Consider the following 16,444-nt stretch of genomic DNA (forward strand, 5'->3'; position numbering starts at 1 on the left):
TATATGCTTTGGCAGCAGATCTTTAATGGGTTAACTTTGGGTATGACTTATGCATTAATTGCGGTTGGATACTCTTTGGTTTTCGGTATACTTCGCTTAGTAAATTTTTCACACGGATCAGTTTATGCTTTCGGGGCTAATGCAATCCTCTTTCTTTTAGCAACAAATATAGGTATTGTGCCAGCAATATTAATCGGCACATTAATTACCGGAATTCTTGGGGTAATTGTAGACAAAACATCATTGGAACCGTTGCGCAAGCGGAAAGCGGCTAATATAGCATCCCTTATAACAACTATAGGCATTTCGGGTATTATAACCAATTTGCTGATCGCTTTTGCTGGTAGTCAAAAAAAGCCATTCCCTGTTCTCTTCCCAACCGAATATTTAACAGCTGGGGGAATACAGGTAACGTATGTCCAGTTATATATGTTTTGTATTTCATTGGCTTTGATGCTTTTACTGGTGGGTGTAGTACATTTTACTCGCATCGGATTGGCAATGCGGGCGTGTGAACAGAATATTAAAGCGGCTGGACTTATGGGAATCAATGTTAATTTTGTCATATCATTTACCTTTTTCTTGGGTGGAGTTTCTGCTGCCATCGCAGGGGCACTTGTAAGCAGTTATTACGGAATGGTATATCCCAACATGGGATATACCGCTGGTCTAAAAGCTTTTTCTGCTGCAGTATTGGGCGGAATCGGTAGTTTACCTGGATCACTGCTTGGCGGTCTTATTGTTGGTGTTAGTGAATCTGTAGCGGCAACGGCACTTGGTTCTGAATTTAGAGACAGTATGGCTTTCATTATTCTCATTGTAGTTTTAGTCATCAAGCCTAACGGTTTCTTCGGGCGGAAAGGAATTAAGAAAGTATGAATACCAATATTATTAAGAGCTTTTTTACCCCGTTGCGTTTAAAGCTGATTTTGATAATGATAATTTTGCTGGCATTAGCGTTCCCGTTCTATGTCAATAATTCGTACGTTATGAATTTAGCAGTAAAAATGTTAATTTACACTATGATGGCACTTGGCCTGAATATTTTGGTAGGCTATACCGGGTTAGTATCGTTAGGGCAGGCTGGATTTGTAGCTATAGGGGCATACGTAACAACTATACTTACAAAGACTTATAGCTTTAACTTTTTTCCAGCATTGTTGTTAAGTTTGTTAGTAGCTGCTGTTTTTGGATTAGTTGTAGGATTACCAAGCTTGAGGTTAACCGGCACTTATTTATCGATTATCACGCTGGGTTTTGGAGAAATAATTAGGACGATAATAATTGTATGGCAGCCGGTTACTAACGGTCCGTTGGGCATAAGAAACATACCGATACCTAAGATTCTAGGTCTTAAATTTTCCATTTACAACGGTGGACTTTATATTTTGACTTTAATTTGTCTATTATTGGTTACTTTGTTTTGCCATCGTTTGGTAAACAGTAAGATGGGAAGAGCCTTTAGAGCTGTCAAAGGAGATGAAACAGCAGGTGTAATGATGGGAATTGAAGTTACATATTATAAGGTGATTGCGTTCATTCTAGCAGCTGTAATTTGCGCACTTGCCGGTAGCTTGTATTCTATTCAGCTTGGTTACATTGATCAAAATACATTTACTTTTGATGTTTCTACTTTGATTTTAAGTATTGTTATTCTGGGTGGCATGGGAACTATACGTGGTATGTATGTTGGTTCGTTTATTTTAATTTTGTTGCCTGAGATTTCCCGTTCATTGTTGGACTACAGATTTGTCCTTTATGGACTCATATTAGTGATTATGATGCGTTTCCGGCCGCAAGGAATTTTAGGCTGGCGTTCTAAAAAACCTTATCCTATTGGAAAAGATATAGAAAATATTTTTATGCAAAGGCAAACAAGGGAGAAACTACAATGAAAGAAGCAGTATTAGATGTGCAAAGTATTTCAATAGCATTCGGCGGTATTAAAGCCGTGACTAATTTAAGCTTCAAAGTTGAAAAAGGACAAATTGTCAGTTTGATCGGACCTAACGGAGCAGGGAAAACAACGGTTTTTAATTTGCTTACAGGTGTCTACCGTACACAAACCGGAAAAATAGTTTTTGAAGGAAATGAAATTCATCGGCTACGTCCTCAAGAGATTGTACGTCAAGGCTTGTCGCGTACTTTTCAAAACATAAGACTTTTTTCAGATATGCGTGTTTTGGAAAATGTACTGACCGGAACACATATTCATACTGATTACAGGTTGTTTCAGTCAACTTTGAAAAGTAAGAAGTTTAGGCATATAGAAGCTGATAATATCAAGAAATGTTTGGAATTGTTGTATGAATTGAATCTATATAACAAAAAAGATGAATATGCCGGATCTTTGCCATATGGCGATCAAAGAAAAGTTGAAATAGCCAGAGCTTTAGCAACGGGTGCAAGAGTGCTATTACTGGATGAGCCTGCAGCTGGCATGAATCCCCAAGAGTCGGCAGAACTGTTAGCATTTATAAGGAAATTGAAATCATTGGGCATCACTGTAGTTTTGATTGAACATGATATGCAAGTGGTAATGAATGTTTCAGATTATTTATATGTTTTGGAAAACGGGTGTTTGATTGCCGAAGGAAATGCTAAACAAGTTTCAACTGATAAGAAGGTAATCAGTGCATATCTTGGGGGTGAAGTCTATGCTTAAAATAAGAGGTTTAAACACTTATTATGGAGCAATTCATGCTCTTAAAGATATCGATATAGATGTTAATGCAGGTGAGATAGTTTCACTTGTTGGAGCGAATGGGGCAGGTAAGTCTACTTTGGTAAATACAGTTGCAGGTACTGTGAAAGCTGCTTCAGGAACAATTGAATTTAAGGGTGAACATATTGAAAAAATCGAGCCTCATAAAATATTAAAAAGAGGCATAAGTCTTTCGCCCGAAGGGCGTGAGGTTTTTCCAGCGTTAACAGTTGAAGAAAATCTGCGGCTTGGTGCTTTCACTGTAAAGAACAAGATAAAAATAAAGAAACAATTTGAAAGGTGTTATGAACTTTTTCCCCGCTTGAAAGAACGTGTAAAGCAACAAGCAGGCACACTGTCTGGAGGTGAACAACAGATGCTTGCAATTGGAAGGGCGCTGATGAACGAGCCGACATTACTGTTGTTAGATGAGCCGTCACTCGGTCTTGCTCCAAACATAGTTCTACAAATTTTCGAGCTTATCCAAAAAATTGCTAAAGCGGGTTTAACAATAATGTTAATTGAACAAAATGCAAATATGGCTTTGAAGATATCTGATAGAGCATATGTTCTAGAAAATGGTCGAATTTCTATGAGTGGTAAAGCAGATGTAGTGGCACATGATGAACGAATAAGAAAAGTTTATTTAGGAATATAGGAGGGTCTATGAAAAAAATAATTAATTGTCCGGATGACGTCGTATCTGAAGCTTTGATCGGGCTAGCTTTAGCTAACCCACAATTGGAGTATGTTCCGGGAGCGGAAGTTATATGCAATAAACAAAAAAGCGGAAACGTCGGTGTTGTCTCTGGGGGTGGTTCTGGACATGAGCCAGCTCATGCTGGATATGTCGGTCGTGGAATGCTTGATGCAGCTGTTGCAGGCAATGTATTTTCTTCACCGAGTCCTGACAGAATTCTAGAAGGAATTAGGAGAGCTGATTCAGGCAAAGGTGTGCTTCTTATAATCAAGAACTACTCAGGGGATATAATGAACTTTGAATTGGCTGAAGAATTGGCAAAAATGGAAAATATTGAAGTTGATCATGTTGTTGTACGTGATGATGTTGCAGTAGAGGAAAGTACATATTCCACTGGCAGGAGAGGAATTGCAGGGACGATATTTGTACACAAAATAGCAGGTGCAAAGGCAGCAACTGGAGCAACTTTAGCAGAGGTGAAAAAATCAGCTGAGATGGCTATAGCGAATGTGCGTTCCATGGGGATGGCAATTTCACCTTGTACATTGCCAGCAGTAGGACATCCTGGTTTTTCATTAAATGATGATGAATGTGAAATCGGTATGGGCATCCATGGCGAGCCTGGAATTGAAAAAACCAAAATGGCAAATAGCAAAGAATTGGCTAAAACTTTGCTTGATAAAATTTTGGCAGACTACAATTTTGAAAAATCTAGAGTTGCATTATTAGTTAATGGATTGGGCGCAACGCCTTTGATGGAGCTATTAATTCTTAACAAAGATATTACTGAATATCTGGTAAAAAAAGAAATAAACGTGGTTGATACACTAGTCGGGAACTATATGACAGCTTTGGATATGGGCGGATGTTCAGTTTCTTTGCTTAAGTTAAATGATGAATTGGAAGAACTGTTGGCGGCACCTTGTGATACCGCAGCTTTGAAGAGAGGTTAAATGATGAAAATTACAGGTAAAATTTACGCGGAATATTTAGCTGAAGCCTATCAATATATTCATGATAAGGGTGACTATATAACTGAATTGGATTCAGCAACTGGAGATGGAGATCATTGGAGCAATATGGACATGGGCTTTCATAGATTGGCGGAAATGAAATTCGAACTTGCCGATATGCCGATGGATCAGTTGCTGAAGAAAGTTGGTATGACAATGATGTCGGTTATTGGTGGTTCTTCAGGTGTTTTGTATGGCGGAGCATATATTGCAGCATCAAAGGTTGTTGCCGGCAAAAATGAATTGAGTTTAGCCGAGTTATGCGATGTTTTAAATGCTATGCTTACAGATATTCAAGAACGAGGTAAAGCGAAACCTGGGATGAAAACTATGATTGATGCTTTAGCACCGGCAGTAGAAAGATTTAAGCTAGGTCTAGTCAACAAGGAAAATATTGAATCAATTTTTTCTGAAATTAAACAAGTTGCGGCAGATGGAGCTGAAGCAACAAAAGGAATGGAAGCGGTTAAAGGTAGAGCAAGTTATCAAAAAAACAAGGGTGTAGGCCATTTGGATCCTGGTGCAGTAACCATGTCATATCAGATAGGCGTATTGTGTGACGTAATTTCGAAGGAGATTAAAGCTGAATAATATGAACAGAAGAGAACTTTTAGATCGCTTGCTTAATCATGAAGAGGTACCTCGTGTACCGTGCGGTTTTTGGCATCACTTTATCCTTGGAGCTGATCAATTCGCAGGATTGGAACGTCCGGATGTTCTAGAAAAGGCATATCAAGGCCATTTGAAATATTTCAATACAGTACAGCCGGATATTATGAAATTGATGAATGAAGGTTTTTTTGGTTATCCTCCGATTATGGGCAAGCGTTTCGAAGATAAGGAAGATTTACTGAGTATAAAAGCACTTGGGCCAGATCATCCATGGATAGAGCGACAAGTCGAACATGTGAAACGTTTAGTTGACGCATTCCATGATGAAGTATATTGCTTTTATAACATTTTTTCACCTTTGCAGATGTTGCGTATACGTTTTGATTTTTTAGATTTGGATTATAGGCGATTTGTTGAACTTGCGGAAAAGTATCCCAGAGAAATGCTTGAAGCAGGAAAAGAAATGCAAAAAGATGTTATGTCTTTAGTAAAAAGATTATTTCATGAAGCTGGAATAGATGGTATTTACTATTGTGTACAAAACATTCAAAGTAAATTATATGACGAATCAATGTATGCGGAAATTATTAAGCCAATTGAACTTCCTGTATTAGAATTGGCTAATTCAATAAGCAACAGCAATATACTACATATTTGTGGTTATGCAGGTAGTGTAAATAATTTCGCTTATTACAAAGACTACAAAGCTAAGGTATTTAATTGGTCGGTCAGTACAGATAAAGTTAGTTTGGATGAAGGAAGAAAATTTTTCAAAGCTGAAGCTGTTTTAGGCGGATTCCCGAATACTCCTGATTCACTTATTGATTGTGGTGATAAAGAAGAGTTAAGAGATTTTGCGCTAAGGTTGATCAAAAATAATGGATTTAAAGACTATATCATGGGAGCTGATTGTTCAGTTCCAAACGATATTGATGATACGAGACTGAGATTTATTCGTGATTGTTGTCATGAATTTGCACAGGAGTATTTCAAAGGATAAAGGGAATATTAAAGAGGAGGATAACATGGATAGAAAAGAATTAATGACAAGATATTTGGATGGAGGCAAGTTAGACAGAGTCCCGGTGTCATTTTGGTATCATTTTGTATCATTTCACGATCATCACTGTGGTTTAACAGATCCTACAGTTCTGCCTCGGGTTATAGCAGGGCAAAAAAAAGCTTATCTGGATATGAAACCTGACCTCGTTAAAATTATGTCTGACGGCTTTTTCGGGCATCCTGCGATGACCGAAGGACTGATCTCTACTACAGATGATGTGAAAAGAATTTCAAGATGTGGCGAGAATCATCCATGGATTGTAAAGCAGGTTGAATACGTAAGTGAAATCACCAATTTTGTTAATGGAGAAGCTTTTACTTATTATAATATTTTTTCTCCATTGCAATATATTCGCCTAAAATTTGAGGAATATGATGAAGACATGGAAAAGTTTTGTCGCCTTTTTCGTTCCGATCCTGAAGCAATGGAAGCGGCAGGCAGAGAAATTGCGGCAGATGTGTCGGTTTTGATAGACAAACTTTTTTCAGAAACAAAGGTTGACGGTATTTACTACAGCGTTCAGTCCTTACAGGATAAAAGTTTGGGTAAAGACTTTCATGATAAGTATGTGCGTCCGCTCGATTTACTGATTTTGGACAAAATACTGAAGTATACCGATAACATAATTTTGCATATTTGCGGCTATGGTAATTATACCAACGATCTTAGACTATATCGTGATTATCCTGCTAAAATCTTTAACTGGGCCACTCACTCTGAACATGTTTCACTCAAAGAAGGAAAAGAAATTTTGGAACACAATATGGTGTTGGGCGGTTTTGATAATAGCCAGGGATCAATATTGTATTCTGGAAGCTATGATGATCTGAAAAAATATGTTTATGAGTTGTTGGATTCAGCCGGAACGGACGGAGTTATTTTAGGGGCAGACTGCACTATTAGTGCTGATATAGACAAAAATCGTTTGGAGTATATTCGGAAAATAGCTCAAGAGTATGTCAGCGAACATTAGGTAAACAGAACGAGCGTGTAATTACAACTTAAAAACCTGTTGTAAAGCACGCTCGTTTTCCCCAATGCCTTTGTTATACTATCATTACGTGGTTATATAGCTGATTTTATAGCAACACAAGTGAAATATTAGCGTAGATAACGTATAGTTTAAAATGAATTAATATCCAGACGCAAATAATAAAGTGCTTTTTCCAAGTTGCGTTCTTCAATTGCATTTAGAATATCGCTGTGTTGATCAACAAACTTTCGATCAGATATTTCTGTCCAGTTATTCCAATATAAATTTGAGAATGTTATCAACTGCTTTTCTAAAATAGACCGAAGTGAATCCAGCATAAAAGGATCCTGATAAGTTTTGGCCAAAGCCAGATGAAATTCACTGGTTTTTTGCCAATATTCCATAGGCGTTTTTATTGCGGTTTTATCCAGAGGAATAATTGTTTGACGGATTCGTTTATAGTCCTGAGAAGTGAATATATCAAAATTTTCTTCTAAATAGCTTGTTTCTATTTGTAGGCGAAAATGAATTATACTCAACAAATACTTGCGATCTGTTAAATAAACACGGTAGCCGTAGCGCGGCAAACTTAGGAGGATTTGTTGGTTGCATAACTTAACTAAGGCTTCACGAACCGGTGATTTACTAACTTTATATTTCTCAACCAATCCTCTTTCTGTCAAAAGAGTAGCCTGATTTATTTCTCCTTCAACTATGGATTTCACGATATCTTTATATATTTTATCACTAATTGTTGATGACATTTTATTCCCTGTAGTTTTTTTATTTGTACCATTAGATGTTATTATATTGTTAACGCAAATTCAAGGAAAATGAACAAAACAGTGAGATCGTACAGATCTACAATATTTTTTCAATGCAAAATAGAATGCATTAAATACTACTTTAATTGATTATCGCGGCTGTTTCCTTTATAATGCAAGTCTAGGACTAGATTAAGCAGTCGACATTAAATACATGAAAGGAAGATTCAATATGGCTGAAGGAACAGAATTCTCGGAAAGAGAAACTAAGACAATCGGTGTTCTGACAAGTGGCGGAGATGCGCCAGGTATGAATGCGGCGATAAGGGCTGTTGTACGTTACGGCATACATCAAGGCTATCAGGTTTTGGGCATAAATCGCGGTTATCACGGTCTTTGCCGTGGCGAAATAATGGAATTGACCAAACATGACGTTTCGGAAAAGCTACAAAAGGGTGGAACGTTTTTGATGACAGCTCGCAGCAAATCTTTCATGACTCCCGAGGGGCTGGCGCAAGCCGTATCGATGTCTAAAGTTTTTAAAATTGACTGCTTGGTGGTAATCGGCGGTGACGGGTCTTTCCGTGGGGCTGAGAATTTGGCCAAGGAAGGTTTGCCAGTTATCGGCATTCCGGGCACAATCGATAACGACATCGGTTGTACGGAATACACAATTGGCTACGATACTGCTATGAATACGGCCATGGAATGTATTGACCGTTTGAAAGACACCGCATCTTCCCATGAACGTTGCTCTGTCATTGAAGTAATGGGGCGCCACGCCGGTTACATCGCTCTTAACGTCGGCATTTGCTGCGGCGCGGAAGTGGTACTTTTGCCTGAGGATCCCGGCGAATTCGATCAAGTCGTGATTAAACGTCTGTTGGAGTGCCGTAATGCAGGAAAAAATCACTATGTCGTAGTTGTTGCCGAAGGAGCCGGAAGTGCAGTTGACATTGCCAAAAAGATTGAAGAAAAGACCGGTATTTCTTCCCGCGCTACAGTGCTCGGCCATTTGCAACGCGGCGGCAGTCCAACGGTAAGAGATCGTTTGACGGCTAGTTTGATGGGTGTTCGTGCTGTAGAATGCATTAACCAAAACAGACTCAATCGAGTAATTGTTGAGCGCAATGGTCGAGTTGATGATTTAGATATATTTGAAGCTTTGGCAATCACTAAGAATTTGGATGAAAAAGTTTTGGCTTACGCTGAAAGTATTGCTTTGTAAGGCTGGTTGTACAGATTAATGACTTGGAAAAAACAACTAACCGTACCTAACATTTTGACGACACTGAGGCTTTTGGCCATACCTGTGATGGCTTGGTGTATTTATTCGGATTATAACCGTTACTATACGTTTGTCATTTTTGCCGCTATTTGGCTGACCGACTGTATAGATGGTTATGTCGCGCGACATTTTAACCAAGTTTCTGATTTGGGTAAGGTACTGGACCCTTTAGTTGATAAGCTTTTTCAGCTAACCACGGCGACGATGATGTTTGTGGTCGGCAAGTTGCCGCTATGGGTTCCGATTTTTATGTTCGCCAAAGAAGTCGTCATGATTGTAGGTGGGGCGATTTTGTGGCATCGGCGTACCGTTGTCAATTCACAATGGTTTGGTAAGTTGGCTACGGTTTTATTTGCTGCTGCCTTCGCTTCGTTGTTTTTTCTGCCGCATGAAAAATCGTATTTGTCTAATTATATTTTCGTTGTCCCAATAGCTGCGTCGGCGTTGGCTTTAGTTAAATATGCTTTTTTTTATCTAGACAGTATTTGGCGGCATCGCGCCAAAGACAGCTGAATGGTTGAATGCTCAAACAGCCGATTGGGGGGCGGTAACGTTTGAACGATTGAGCGGAGCCGCAGGCTGGTATTTGCCGTCGTAGGCCGGTGGCGTGTTGATAAAATGGATTAAGTTTGTCGTGGCTCAGTCACAGCTCAGTCGAGCCTCAGTCGCGGCACAGTTGTGTTCAGTTGTGCCTAGGGCAAATCCTGTAAAATTTTATGAGGTGGTTATGGACAGCAAAACTTTGGAAGTTTTGGAGTATGCCAAGATAATTCAGCAGTTGACTGAACTTTCGTTCTCTGAATTGGGCAAAAAATTGGTGGCCGAGCTCAGCCCCGGCACTGATTTGGAGGAGATTGCGGTTTGGCAAACCGAAACAGCTGACGGAGTCCAAGTGATTCTACAAAAAACCACCCCACCGATTTACGGGGTGCACGATCTGACCCCGTATTTACAACGCAGTCGCACCGGAGCGGCGATGACTTGCCGTCAACTTTTGTTGGTTGATTCTTTTTTAAGAGCGGTTGAGCGAGTTCGTGGCTTTGCGATAAGTGACATAAAGCTACAGGATAATTCATATAATTGTTTAATGAAGGCCTTGCAGCCGATTCATTCTCTGCAACAAAGGCTCAGCAAAGCCATCATCAGTGAAGATGAGGTCGCCGATGCGGCCAGTCCAGCCTTGGCTCAGATTCGTCAGCAGCTGCGTCGAGCACAAGACAGCGTGCGGCAAATTTTAGAAAAATTGATGAAGATCCATGCCAAACATCTGCAGGAACAATTGATTACGATGCGCGGTAATCGTTATGTTTTACCGGTGCAGGATGTCTATCGCACCAATCTGACCGGCATAGTTCATGATACATCGGCATCAGGCCATACCCTATTTGTCGAACCGTTAGAAGTAGTAGAAGCGAATAATAAAATTCGGGAGCTGGAGGCAGCCGAACAAGAGGAAATTAATCGTATTTTAGCCGTTCTGACATCTGAGGTAGTTGCAATGGCAGATACGTTAAACTTGAACCAGAATATTTTAGCGAAACTTGACTTTATTACCGCCAAAGCTAGGTATGCCATAAAACTTGAAGCGCATCCGCCCAAACTCAATACCGTGGGCAAAATAAGACTTTTAAATGCAAGGCATCCACTTTTGCCGCTAAAAAAAGCTGTTCCGATAAGCTTGGCCTTAGGCGACAAAATTAAAACTTTACTTATAACTGGGCCTAATACTGGAGGAAAGACTGTTGCCCTGAAGACGTGTGGTTTGTTGACTTTAATGGCACAGTCGGGTTTGCATATACCGGCATCGGAACAGAGCGAAATAGCAATTTGCCAAAATATAACGGTTGATATCGGTGACGCGCAAAGTATCGAAAACAATCTTTCAACTTTTTCTTCACATATGCGTCAGCTGATCTATATGACGGAGCAAGCCGGCCCAGGTACCTTGATTTTGTCAGACGAGATGGGTTCGGGCACCGATCCGTTGGAAGGCGCCGCCTTGGCCCAGGCCATTCTTACTACTTGGCGGGAAAAAGGTGCAATTACTCTGGCCACCACTCATTACCGTGAATTGAAACTCTATGCGTTATCTACTGAGGGTGTAGAGAATGCTTGCTGTGAGTTGGATCCGGATACGTTGCAACCGACTTATCGAATCCTCATGGGCGCAGTCGGGGTGAGCCACGCGTTTACGATCAGTGCTAGACTCGGGCTTGATCCGCAAATAATAGCCAAAGCTAAAGCTCTCTTATCAGAAGATGAGCAAAACTTGGAAAATATTATGCAAGATTTGACCGCGGCCAAAATCAAAGCGGAAGCAGCGTTGGCCTCTGCCGCGCGTGACAGTGCTGCCGCTGCCGCTGCTAAACGGGAAGCCGAGACTTTGAGCGATCAGCTGCGCAACCGTCAACGCGCAATTGCGGCGGAAGAAAGGGAAAAGGCCAGAGACAAATATGGGGAAGGTCTACGGGAGATTGATCGTTTAATTCGGGAGTTGTCTGATTATTTAGATGAAGCCGAACGCCGCTCTTTGCTCAAGCGTACAGCCAAGTTGCGAAGCGAGGCTGGAGCAAATTATCATGCGATTGAAAATGAGATTGGTGCGGAAACTTTAGCCGGCATCCAGGCTGATGTCGACCCAGCCGGACGGGCACTGCAGCTTAAAGTCGGGGAACAGTACTACGCGCCAACTTTGGATTTAATCGGTAAATTGATGACTTTGCCGGACAACAAGGGCCGTTGTAAGCTCAGCTCCGGCACTGTACAAATTACGGTTAAAGCAGCTACTTTACAAGATGTGAGCGCAGCACCGACTGCGAGTACAAATATGAGTTTGGCTGATAAGTCTGAATTTTATCGTCATAAGCAGAGAAATTCCGCTGCTTTCAAAGACAAATCAAGCCCTAGGCCTTCGGATAGATCGAATGGAGCCGGAAAAACAGCTTTGCCTTTGGAATTGATGCTTTTGGGGGAAACGACATTGGATGCCATCGAGCTTTTGGATCGGCACATCGATAATTCGGTCATGGCAGGGGTTCACGAAATCAGGATTGTTCATGGCAAGGGAACCGGAGCCTTACGTAAGGCGGTACAAGATTTTTTGCGCCGCGACCGAAGAGTGAAAGGTTTCCGCCTAGCAGGATACGGCGAGGGCGACAGCGGGGTAACAATAGCAGAGCTCAAGTGAGCCTGACATGAATGCGGTTGTGGGTAATTTACCAATGTAAATGATGCAGTGAGCCGGTGGCTTGTAAGGAAGGAAACCCATGCTGCCGTGCCACTTCATAAGCAATTATCGCTACAGAATTGGAGAGATTTAGGGAGCGAATTTGCGGATACATCGGGATACGTATACAACGCTCGGGAAAGGGTAGGAGCATTTCTTCTGGTAGGCCGGCACTTTCTTTACCGAAAAATATCCAAGTTTCCGAGGGGTAAGAAACCTCCGCATAGGTATTTAAAGCTTTGGTTGTGGCGTAAAAAGGTTTTATATCCGGGTGTTTAGCGGTGAAATCGACTATGTTTTCATAAAATGTGTAGTTGAGATGCTGCCAGTAATCAAGGCCGGCCCGCCTGACCTGTTTTTCGTCAATGGAGAACCCCATCGGCCCGACCAAATGTAAAGCGGCTCCTAGTGCAACGCAGGTACGACCGATTGCGCCAGTATTATATGGAATTTCCGGTTCAACCAAAACTATATTGAGCATTATTTTTCCTCCTCATGTCCGTAGTATTATAAGCCAAAATGGGCGTGTTGACAAAATTGGGCAAAAGCTGTACCATTTATATGGTTATCATAACTATATATGTGGAGCGATAAATCAGAAGTTTATGCATCCGATATTCAGTGAATTGAAAAATTTTGTTTTGCCGTCATGGGAAGAATTACCAAATAAAAAAATGTACGGTGAAGAGCTGAGCCGTTATGTGAATAATTTGATGCTGCCTTTGCAAAATGAACGCATTCATTTAACGACAACTATGATTCAAAATTATTTGAAGTGGAATTTATTGCCGCCGGTAGAAGGTCGAAAATATGATCGTACCCATCTGGCTTGGTGCATCTGTATCACCTTGTACAAGCGGATAATCCCTCTAAAAGATGTTGCCACTGGCATTATGTTGCAACAGAAATTCATGAATGTTGCCGATGCATACAATAAATTAAGTGAGTTCATCAATAACGGGTTCAAAGCAATGTTGCACTCATTAGAAGAAAATGATGGTGTTCTCAGGTTGCCACAGCTGTACGTAAACCAAGCTACCATGTCATTGGCTTTGAGCGCGAACACGTTCGTTTTGCAATGCTTTTTAGACTGTATAGTTGCTGGTGGCGGCTTGGGACTGGCGACGAGTGACAAATTTGTGCAGAACGACTCCGTTATAACTATGAAAACTAATAAGTACAATAAGGAAAGCAGGTAAATACTATGAATGTTCAATTCCCAAACTTTGCTGGACGCTATGATGATTTACGTCAAATTTTGACTGATTCGGTGTGCCATCATCCTGAAAGAATAGCTTATATAGAATTGCCACCGAATGCCGAGCCGATCAAACTTAATTACCGCGATTTACTACATCGTATCAATGCACTCGGAGCGGCACTGGAACATCCTTGCTTTGCCGAAAAAAAAGAAGATTTTAATCCGGCTGAGATGCCGAATCTGGATAAACGGCGCCTAGCAATACTTGGCGATAATTCGATTGATTGGATAATTGCGCAAAACGCAGCTCTGTTTGGCGCAGGTTTGGCCGTACCATTGGATAAACAGCTCAGCGGAGTGGAAATGTCACGGCTTTTGGAACGGGCCAGATGTCGCAAAATTTTTATAGACGCGGGTAAATATGAGCTAATAGATTATATTCTGCAAAATCCCGGCACGATTACCGACCTTATTTTGATCGGCCACGCTGCACTAAAAGTCGAATGCACGCATGCGGCGGCTTATTTGGCCGAGACAGAGGATGAAACATGTTTAACAAATGAACTTAGTCCTGGCAAGAACGTACGTATTTGGCGTATCGCCGAACTTGAAGAGTACGGTTCAAAACGTTTGGCTGCCGGGAAGAGTGCGTTCCCGGACACATCTATAGATCCGACTGCGCCGGCTGCCATATTTTTTACTTCTGGTACAACGGCGGCATCCAAGGGAGTGATGTTGAGTCATCGCAATATCTCGCATGTGGAATATATTTGCCGCACTTCCATCGACCTGCCTTGTGACGGCGCGGTTTTGTCGGTTTTGCCTTTGCACCATACGTTGGAAAATTCAGCCCAATATGTTATGTGGTCCCATCATCAGACTGTAGTTTTCAACAACGGGCTGCGTTATATAGGCACAAATCTGAAAAAATTTCCTATAGTTTTCGTCGTAACCGTACCACTGTTGCTTGACAATATCAAACGACAAATTGAACACAATGTGGCCAAACTTGGAAAAATGGAAAAATTCGAGTTTATGCGTCGCACCTGTCGTCGACTTCTGCGTTTGGGCATAGATTTACGTCCTTTTGTATTTAAAAAAGTACGCAAAGCGGTTGGCCCTGCTCTTTCAACTTTTATTGTCGGGGCTGCGGCTTTGAAACCAGAAACGGAAACATTTTTTCAGGACTTGGGCTTTAACGTCTTCGTCGGTTACGGTTTGACGGAAACGGCGCCGATTCTCACTTGTAACTCGCAAAAATTGCAGGTGCAGGGTAGTGTCGGCGGCACGGCCACCGGGGTGGAATTGCGTATTGACGCGGATGGTGACGGAGAGGGCGAAGTTTTCGTGCGCTGTCCTAACTTGATGATCGGATATTATGAAGATGAGGCGGCAACTAAAGCGGCTATTGATGAAGAAGGGTGGTTCCATACCGGTGATGTCGGATATCTTGATGCCAAAGGCGCACTTTTTATTACTGGAAGAGTGAAATCTATGATCGTTTTGACCAACGGCAAAAAAGTGTTTCCGGAAGAAGTGGAGTCGTTATTTGAAGATCAGGATTTGATCGATCAGGTAATGATTTTCGGGGGTAAAAGCAAACGTGATACGATTGATGTTTGCGCACTTCTCCGCTTACGGGCCGATCAAGTCGGTGAGGCGGAAGAACTTCCGGCGGAGTGCAAAGCCAAAATTGAAGCTGAAATTGCCAGAATTAACTCGATTGTGCCGCCATACAAATCTATAAAATATTGGACTTGGACTACAGATAATTTTGTCATGACTTCCACTTTAAAAGTAAAGCGTGAACCTACAATGACCAAATTGTTGAAAGGGTTGGGCGAAAATGAAGCTGCGTGGCGTGAGGTTTCGGGGCATAGAGTCAAACTTCGGTAACTCTAGACGACGGAACCACAAGAAAATGCCGTGGCGTCCGCTTCATCCGGGTGGGCTCAGCCAGACCCGGCTGCCGTTTCCCTCGGCCAAACTATGTCTGGCTCAAAATCATTGCTTCCAGCTTTCTCGCTGCCATACTAAGCGGTTGATCCTTACGCCTGATCAGGACCAAGCGGCGCATCGGAACTTTTTCTATCAGGTCGATTTGATGCACGCCTTCAGTTCCTTTTAAAAATTCCCGCGGTACAAAGCCGATACCCAAATCGGCTTTTACCATTGGCAATATTTGGTCGGCGGTAAAGGCTTCAATATCCGGCTTGTATTTTAAATTGTGTTTAGCAAAAAAATCAGCGTAAAACTCAAATGATTTGGTATCTTGTCCTAGTGAAATTAAGGGATAACCTGTCAAGTCGGCCAAGTTTATGCGGCTGTCCAGCAGTGCTCCAAAATAAGACGAACAAACGGCTACTTCCTGCACATTTTTTACGGTTGTTTCAGTTAGCGATGCTGTTGGCACGGTTGGCGTAGTAACTACGGCCAAGTCGGCACTCCCGTCTTTCAAGGCCTCGATAGCTTGAGGTGTAGAATGATTACTGATTCGAATATGTATCCCTGGATATAGTAGACGATATTGCTTTATAAGTGGTAATAACAGGCAGTGCAAAGCTACTTCGCTGGCGGCAATGTAAATTTTGCCGTTTTGCAGATTACGATTTTCGGTCAATTCCTGTTCTCCGGCGTTGATATGGCGCATGGCGACACATAAGTGGTCATACAGCTGCCGGCCTTCGGGCGTTAATTTCATTCCTCGGCGTGAACGCAAAAACAGCGGACAGCCAAGCTCCGATTCCAGTTTTTTTATTGTTCGAGTAAGATTGGGCTGGTTGCTTAGAAGAACTTCAGCAGCACGAGAAACATTGCCGTACTTAGCAACGTAATAAAAAATACGATAGTAGTCATAACTTATATACATGCTTCTTACCTAACCTTTTGATTCAGTGTTG

Annotated in this window: 16 protein-coding genes; 13 read left to right on the plus strand and 3 right to left on the minus strand. The window is 41.6% G+C overall.

Features of this window, described 5'->3' with window-relative positions; translation table 11 throughout:
• Positions 1-3: 3 nt before the first annotated feature.
• The 8 genes from HMPREF0868_RS02785 to HMPREF0868_RS02820 are packed head-to-tail and all read left to right on the plus strand — an operon-like array spanning position 4 to position 7,065.
• Positions 4-879 carry a branched-chain amino acid ABC transporter permease gene (locus tag HMPREF0868_RS02785; RefSeq protein ID WP_012993178.1) on the plus strand — a complete coding sequence of 292 codons (876 nt, stop codon included), beginning with the start codon at positions 4-6 and terminating at the stop codon, positions 877-879.
• Positions 876-1,895 (plus strand): branched-chain amino acid ABC transporter permease, encoded by a 1,020-nt coding sequence (locus tag HMPREF0868_RS02790; protein ID WP_012993179.1) that lies wholly within the window; start codon positions 876-878, stop codon positions 1,893-1,895. The genes HMPREF0868_RS02785 and HMPREF0868_RS02790 overlap by 4 nt, the downstream gene beginning before the upstream one ends.
• Positions 1,892-2,665, plus strand: a complete 774-nt coding sequence (locus HMPREF0868_RS02795; protein WP_012993180.1) for an ABC transporter ATP-binding protein — start codon at positions 1,892-1,894, stop codon at positions 2,663-2,665. The genes HMPREF0868_RS02790 and HMPREF0868_RS02795 overlap by 4 nt, the downstream gene beginning before the upstream one ends.
• The gene (locus HMPREF0868_RS02800) at positions 2,658-3,362 is read left to right on the plus strand and encodes an ABC transporter ATP-binding protein (protein ID WP_012993181.1); all 705 of its coding nucleotides are present in this window, start codon (positions 2,658-2,660) and stop codon (positions 3,360-3,362) included. Before HMPREF0868_RS02795 ends, HMPREF0868_RS02800 begins: the two co-directional genes overlap by 8 nt.
• Before the next feature lie 8 nt (positions 3,363-3,370).
• Entirely contained in the window at positions 3,371-4,357 is a 987-nt protein-coding gene (gene dhaK / locus HMPREF0868_RS02805; protein ID WP_012993182.1) for a dihydroxyacetone kinase subunit DhaK, read from the plus strand.
• Positions 4,358-5,008, plus strand: coding sequence for a dihydroxyacetone kinase subunit DhaL (dhaL, locus tag HMPREF0868_RS02810; RefSeq protein WP_012993183.1), 651 nt, complete (start codon positions 4,358-4,360; stop codon positions 5,006-5,008).
• A gap of 1 nt (position 5,009) precedes the next feature.
• The gene (locus HMPREF0868_RS02815; protein WP_034574643.1) at positions 5,010-6,029 is read left to right on the plus strand and encodes a uroporphyrinogen decarboxylase family protein; all 1,020 of its coding nucleotides are present in this window, start codon (positions 5,010-5,012) and stop codon (positions 6,027-6,029) included.
• 25 nt (positions 6,030-6,054) lie between these two features.
• Complete coding sequence (locus tag HMPREF0868_RS02820) at positions 6,055-7,065, plus strand: uroporphyrinogen decarboxylase family protein (protein WP_012993185.1); 1,011 nt, start codon at positions 6,055-6,057, stop codon at positions 7,063-7,065.
• Positions 7,066-7,214: 149 nt separating this feature from the next.
• On the opposite strand, the gene HMPREF0868_RS02825 is transcribed toward HMPREF0868_RS02820, so the two are convergent.
• Positions 7,215-7,829 (minus strand): GntR family transcriptional regulator, encoded by a 615-nt coding sequence (locus HMPREF0868_RS02825; RefSeq protein WP_012993186.1) that lies wholly within the window; start codon positions 7,827-7,829, stop codon positions 7,215-7,217.
• A 232-nt stretch (positions 7,830-8,061) separates the two neighbouring features.
• On the opposite strand from HMPREF0868_RS02825, the gene pfkA reads away from it, so the two are divergent.
• The 3 genes from pfkA (at position 8,062) to HMPREF0868_RS02840 (ending at position 12,304) form a co-directional block, all read left to right on the plus strand.
• A complete protein-coding gene (gene pfkA, locus HMPREF0868_RS02830) occupies positions 8,062-9,057 on the plus strand; it encodes a 6-phosphofructokinase (protein ID WP_012993187.1) in 996 nt (331 codons plus the stop codon).
• Positions 9,058-9,075: 18 nt separating this feature from the next.
• Entirely contained in the window at positions 9,076-9,630 is a 555-nt protein-coding gene (locus HMPREF0868_RS02835) for a CDP-alcohol phosphatidyltransferase family protein (RefSeq protein ID WP_012993188.1), read from the plus strand.
• Between the two features lie 97 nt (positions 9,631-9,727).
• Positions 9,728-12,304 (plus strand): endonuclease MutS2, encoded by a 2,577-nt coding sequence (locus HMPREF0868_RS02840; RefSeq protein ID WP_198300179.1) that lies wholly within the window; start codon positions 9,728-9,730, stop codon positions 12,302-12,304.
• Positions 12,305-12,332: 28 nt separating this feature from the next.
• Here the strand turns inward: HMPREF0868_RS02840 and HMPREF0868_RS02845 are convergent, their stop codons facing one another.
• Positions 12,333-12,824: a tRNA (cytidine(34)-2'-O)-methyltransferase gene (locus HMPREF0868_RS02845; protein ID WP_012993190.1), complete on the minus strand. Its 492-nt coding sequence runs from the start codon at positions 12,822-12,824 to the stop codon at positions 12,333-12,335.
• Positions 12,825-12,948: 124 nt separating this feature from the next.
• On the opposite strand from HMPREF0868_RS02845, the gene HMPREF0868_RS02850 reads away from it, so the two are divergent.
• Together HMPREF0868_RS02850 and HMPREF0868_RS02855 are read left to right on the plus strand one after the other, a co-directional pair.
• Positions 12,949-13,542, plus strand: coding sequence for a DUF1836 domain-containing protein (locus HMPREF0868_RS02850; protein WP_012993191.1), 594 nt, complete (start codon positions 12,949-12,951; stop codon positions 13,540-13,542).
• A 5-nt stretch (positions 13,543-13,547) separates the two neighbouring features.
• Complete coding sequence (locus tag HMPREF0868_RS02855) at positions 13,548-15,440, plus strand: AMP-binding protein (protein ID WP_012993192.1); 1,893 nt, start codon at positions 13,548-13,550, stop codon at positions 15,438-15,440.
• A gap of 91 nt (positions 15,441-15,531) precedes the next feature.
• Here the strand turns inward: HMPREF0868_RS02855 and HMPREF0868_RS02860 are convergent, their stop codons facing one another.
• Positions 15,532-16,413: a LysR family transcriptional regulator gene (locus tag HMPREF0868_RS02860; protein WP_012993193.1), complete on the minus strand. Its 882-nt coding sequence runs from the start codon at positions 16,411-16,413 to the stop codon at positions 15,532-15,534.
• Positions 16,414-16,444 lie beyond the last annotated feature (31 nt).

Source organism: Mageeibacillus indolicus UPII9-5 (assembly GCF_000025225.2).
Taxonomy (GTDB): domain Bacteria; phylum Bacillota; class Clostridia; order Saccharofermentanales; family Fastidiosipilaceae; genus Mageeibacillus; species Mageeibacillus indolicus.

What these genes read in the sequence shown, in the direction of transcription:
- HMPREF0868_RS02815 (WP_034574643.1), top strand. Translation starts at nt 5,010, where the DNA reads ATGAACAGAAGAGAACTTTTAGATCGCTTGCTTAATCATGAAGAGGTA.
- dhaK (WP_012993182.1), top strand. Translation starts at nt 3,371, where the DNA reads ATGAAAAAAATAATTAATTGTCCGGATGACGTCGTATCTGAAGCTTTG.
- HMPREF0868_RS02800 (WP_012993181.1), top strand. Translation starts at nt 2,658, where the DNA reads ATGCTTAAAATAAGAGGTTTAAACACTTATTATGGAGCAATTCATGCT.
- HMPREF0868_RS02785 (WP_012993178.1), top strand. Translation starts at nt 4, where the DNA reads ATGCTTTGGCAGCAGATCTTTAATGGGTTAACTTTGGGTATGACTTAT.
- HMPREF0868_RS02790 (WP_012993179.1), top strand. Translation starts at nt 876, where the DNA reads ATGAATACCAATATTATTAAGAGCTTTTTTACCCCGTTGCGTTTAAAG.
- HMPREF0868_RS02850 (WP_012993191.1), top strand. Translation starts at nt 12,949, where the DNA reads ATGCATCCGATATTCAGTGAATTGAAAAATTTTGTTTTGCCGTCATGG.
- HMPREF0868_RS02860 (WP_012993193.1), bottom strand. Translation starts at nt 16,413, where the DNA reads ATGTATATAAGTTATGACTACTATCGTATTTTTTATTACGTTGCTAAG.
- HMPREF0868_RS02820 (WP_012993185.1), top strand. Translation starts at nt 6,055, where the DNA reads ATGGATAGAAAAGAATTAATGACAAGATATTTGGATGGAGGCAAGTTA.
- HMPREF0868_RS02795 (WP_012993180.1), top strand. Translation starts at nt 1,892, where the DNA reads ATGAAAGAAGCAGTATTAGATGTGCAAAGTATTTCAATAGCATTCGGC.
- HMPREF0868_RS02825 (WP_012993186.1), bottom strand. Translation starts at nt 7,829, where the DNA reads ATGTCATCAACAATTAGTGATAAAATATATAAAGATATCGTGAAATCC.
- HMPREF0868_RS02845 (WP_012993190.1), bottom strand. Translation starts at nt 12,824, where the DNA reads ATGCTCAATATAGTTTTGGTTGAACCGGAAATTCCATATAATACTGGC.
- pfkA (WP_012993187.1), top strand. Translation starts at nt 8,062, where the DNA reads ATGGCTGAAGGAACAGAATTCTCGGAAAGAGAAACTAAGACAATCGGT.
- HMPREF0868_RS02855 (WP_012993192.1), top strand. Translation starts at nt 13,548, where the DNA reads ATGAATGTTCAATTCCCAAACTTTGCTGGACGCTATGATGATTTACGT.
- dhaL (WP_012993183.1), top strand. Translation starts at nt 4,358, where the DNA reads ATGATGAAAATTACAGGTAAAATTTACGCGGAATATTTAGCTGAAGCC.
- HMPREF0868_RS02835 (WP_012993188.1), top strand. Translation starts at nt 9,076, where the DNA reads ATGACTTGGAAAAAACAACTAACCGTACCTAACATTTTGACGACACTG.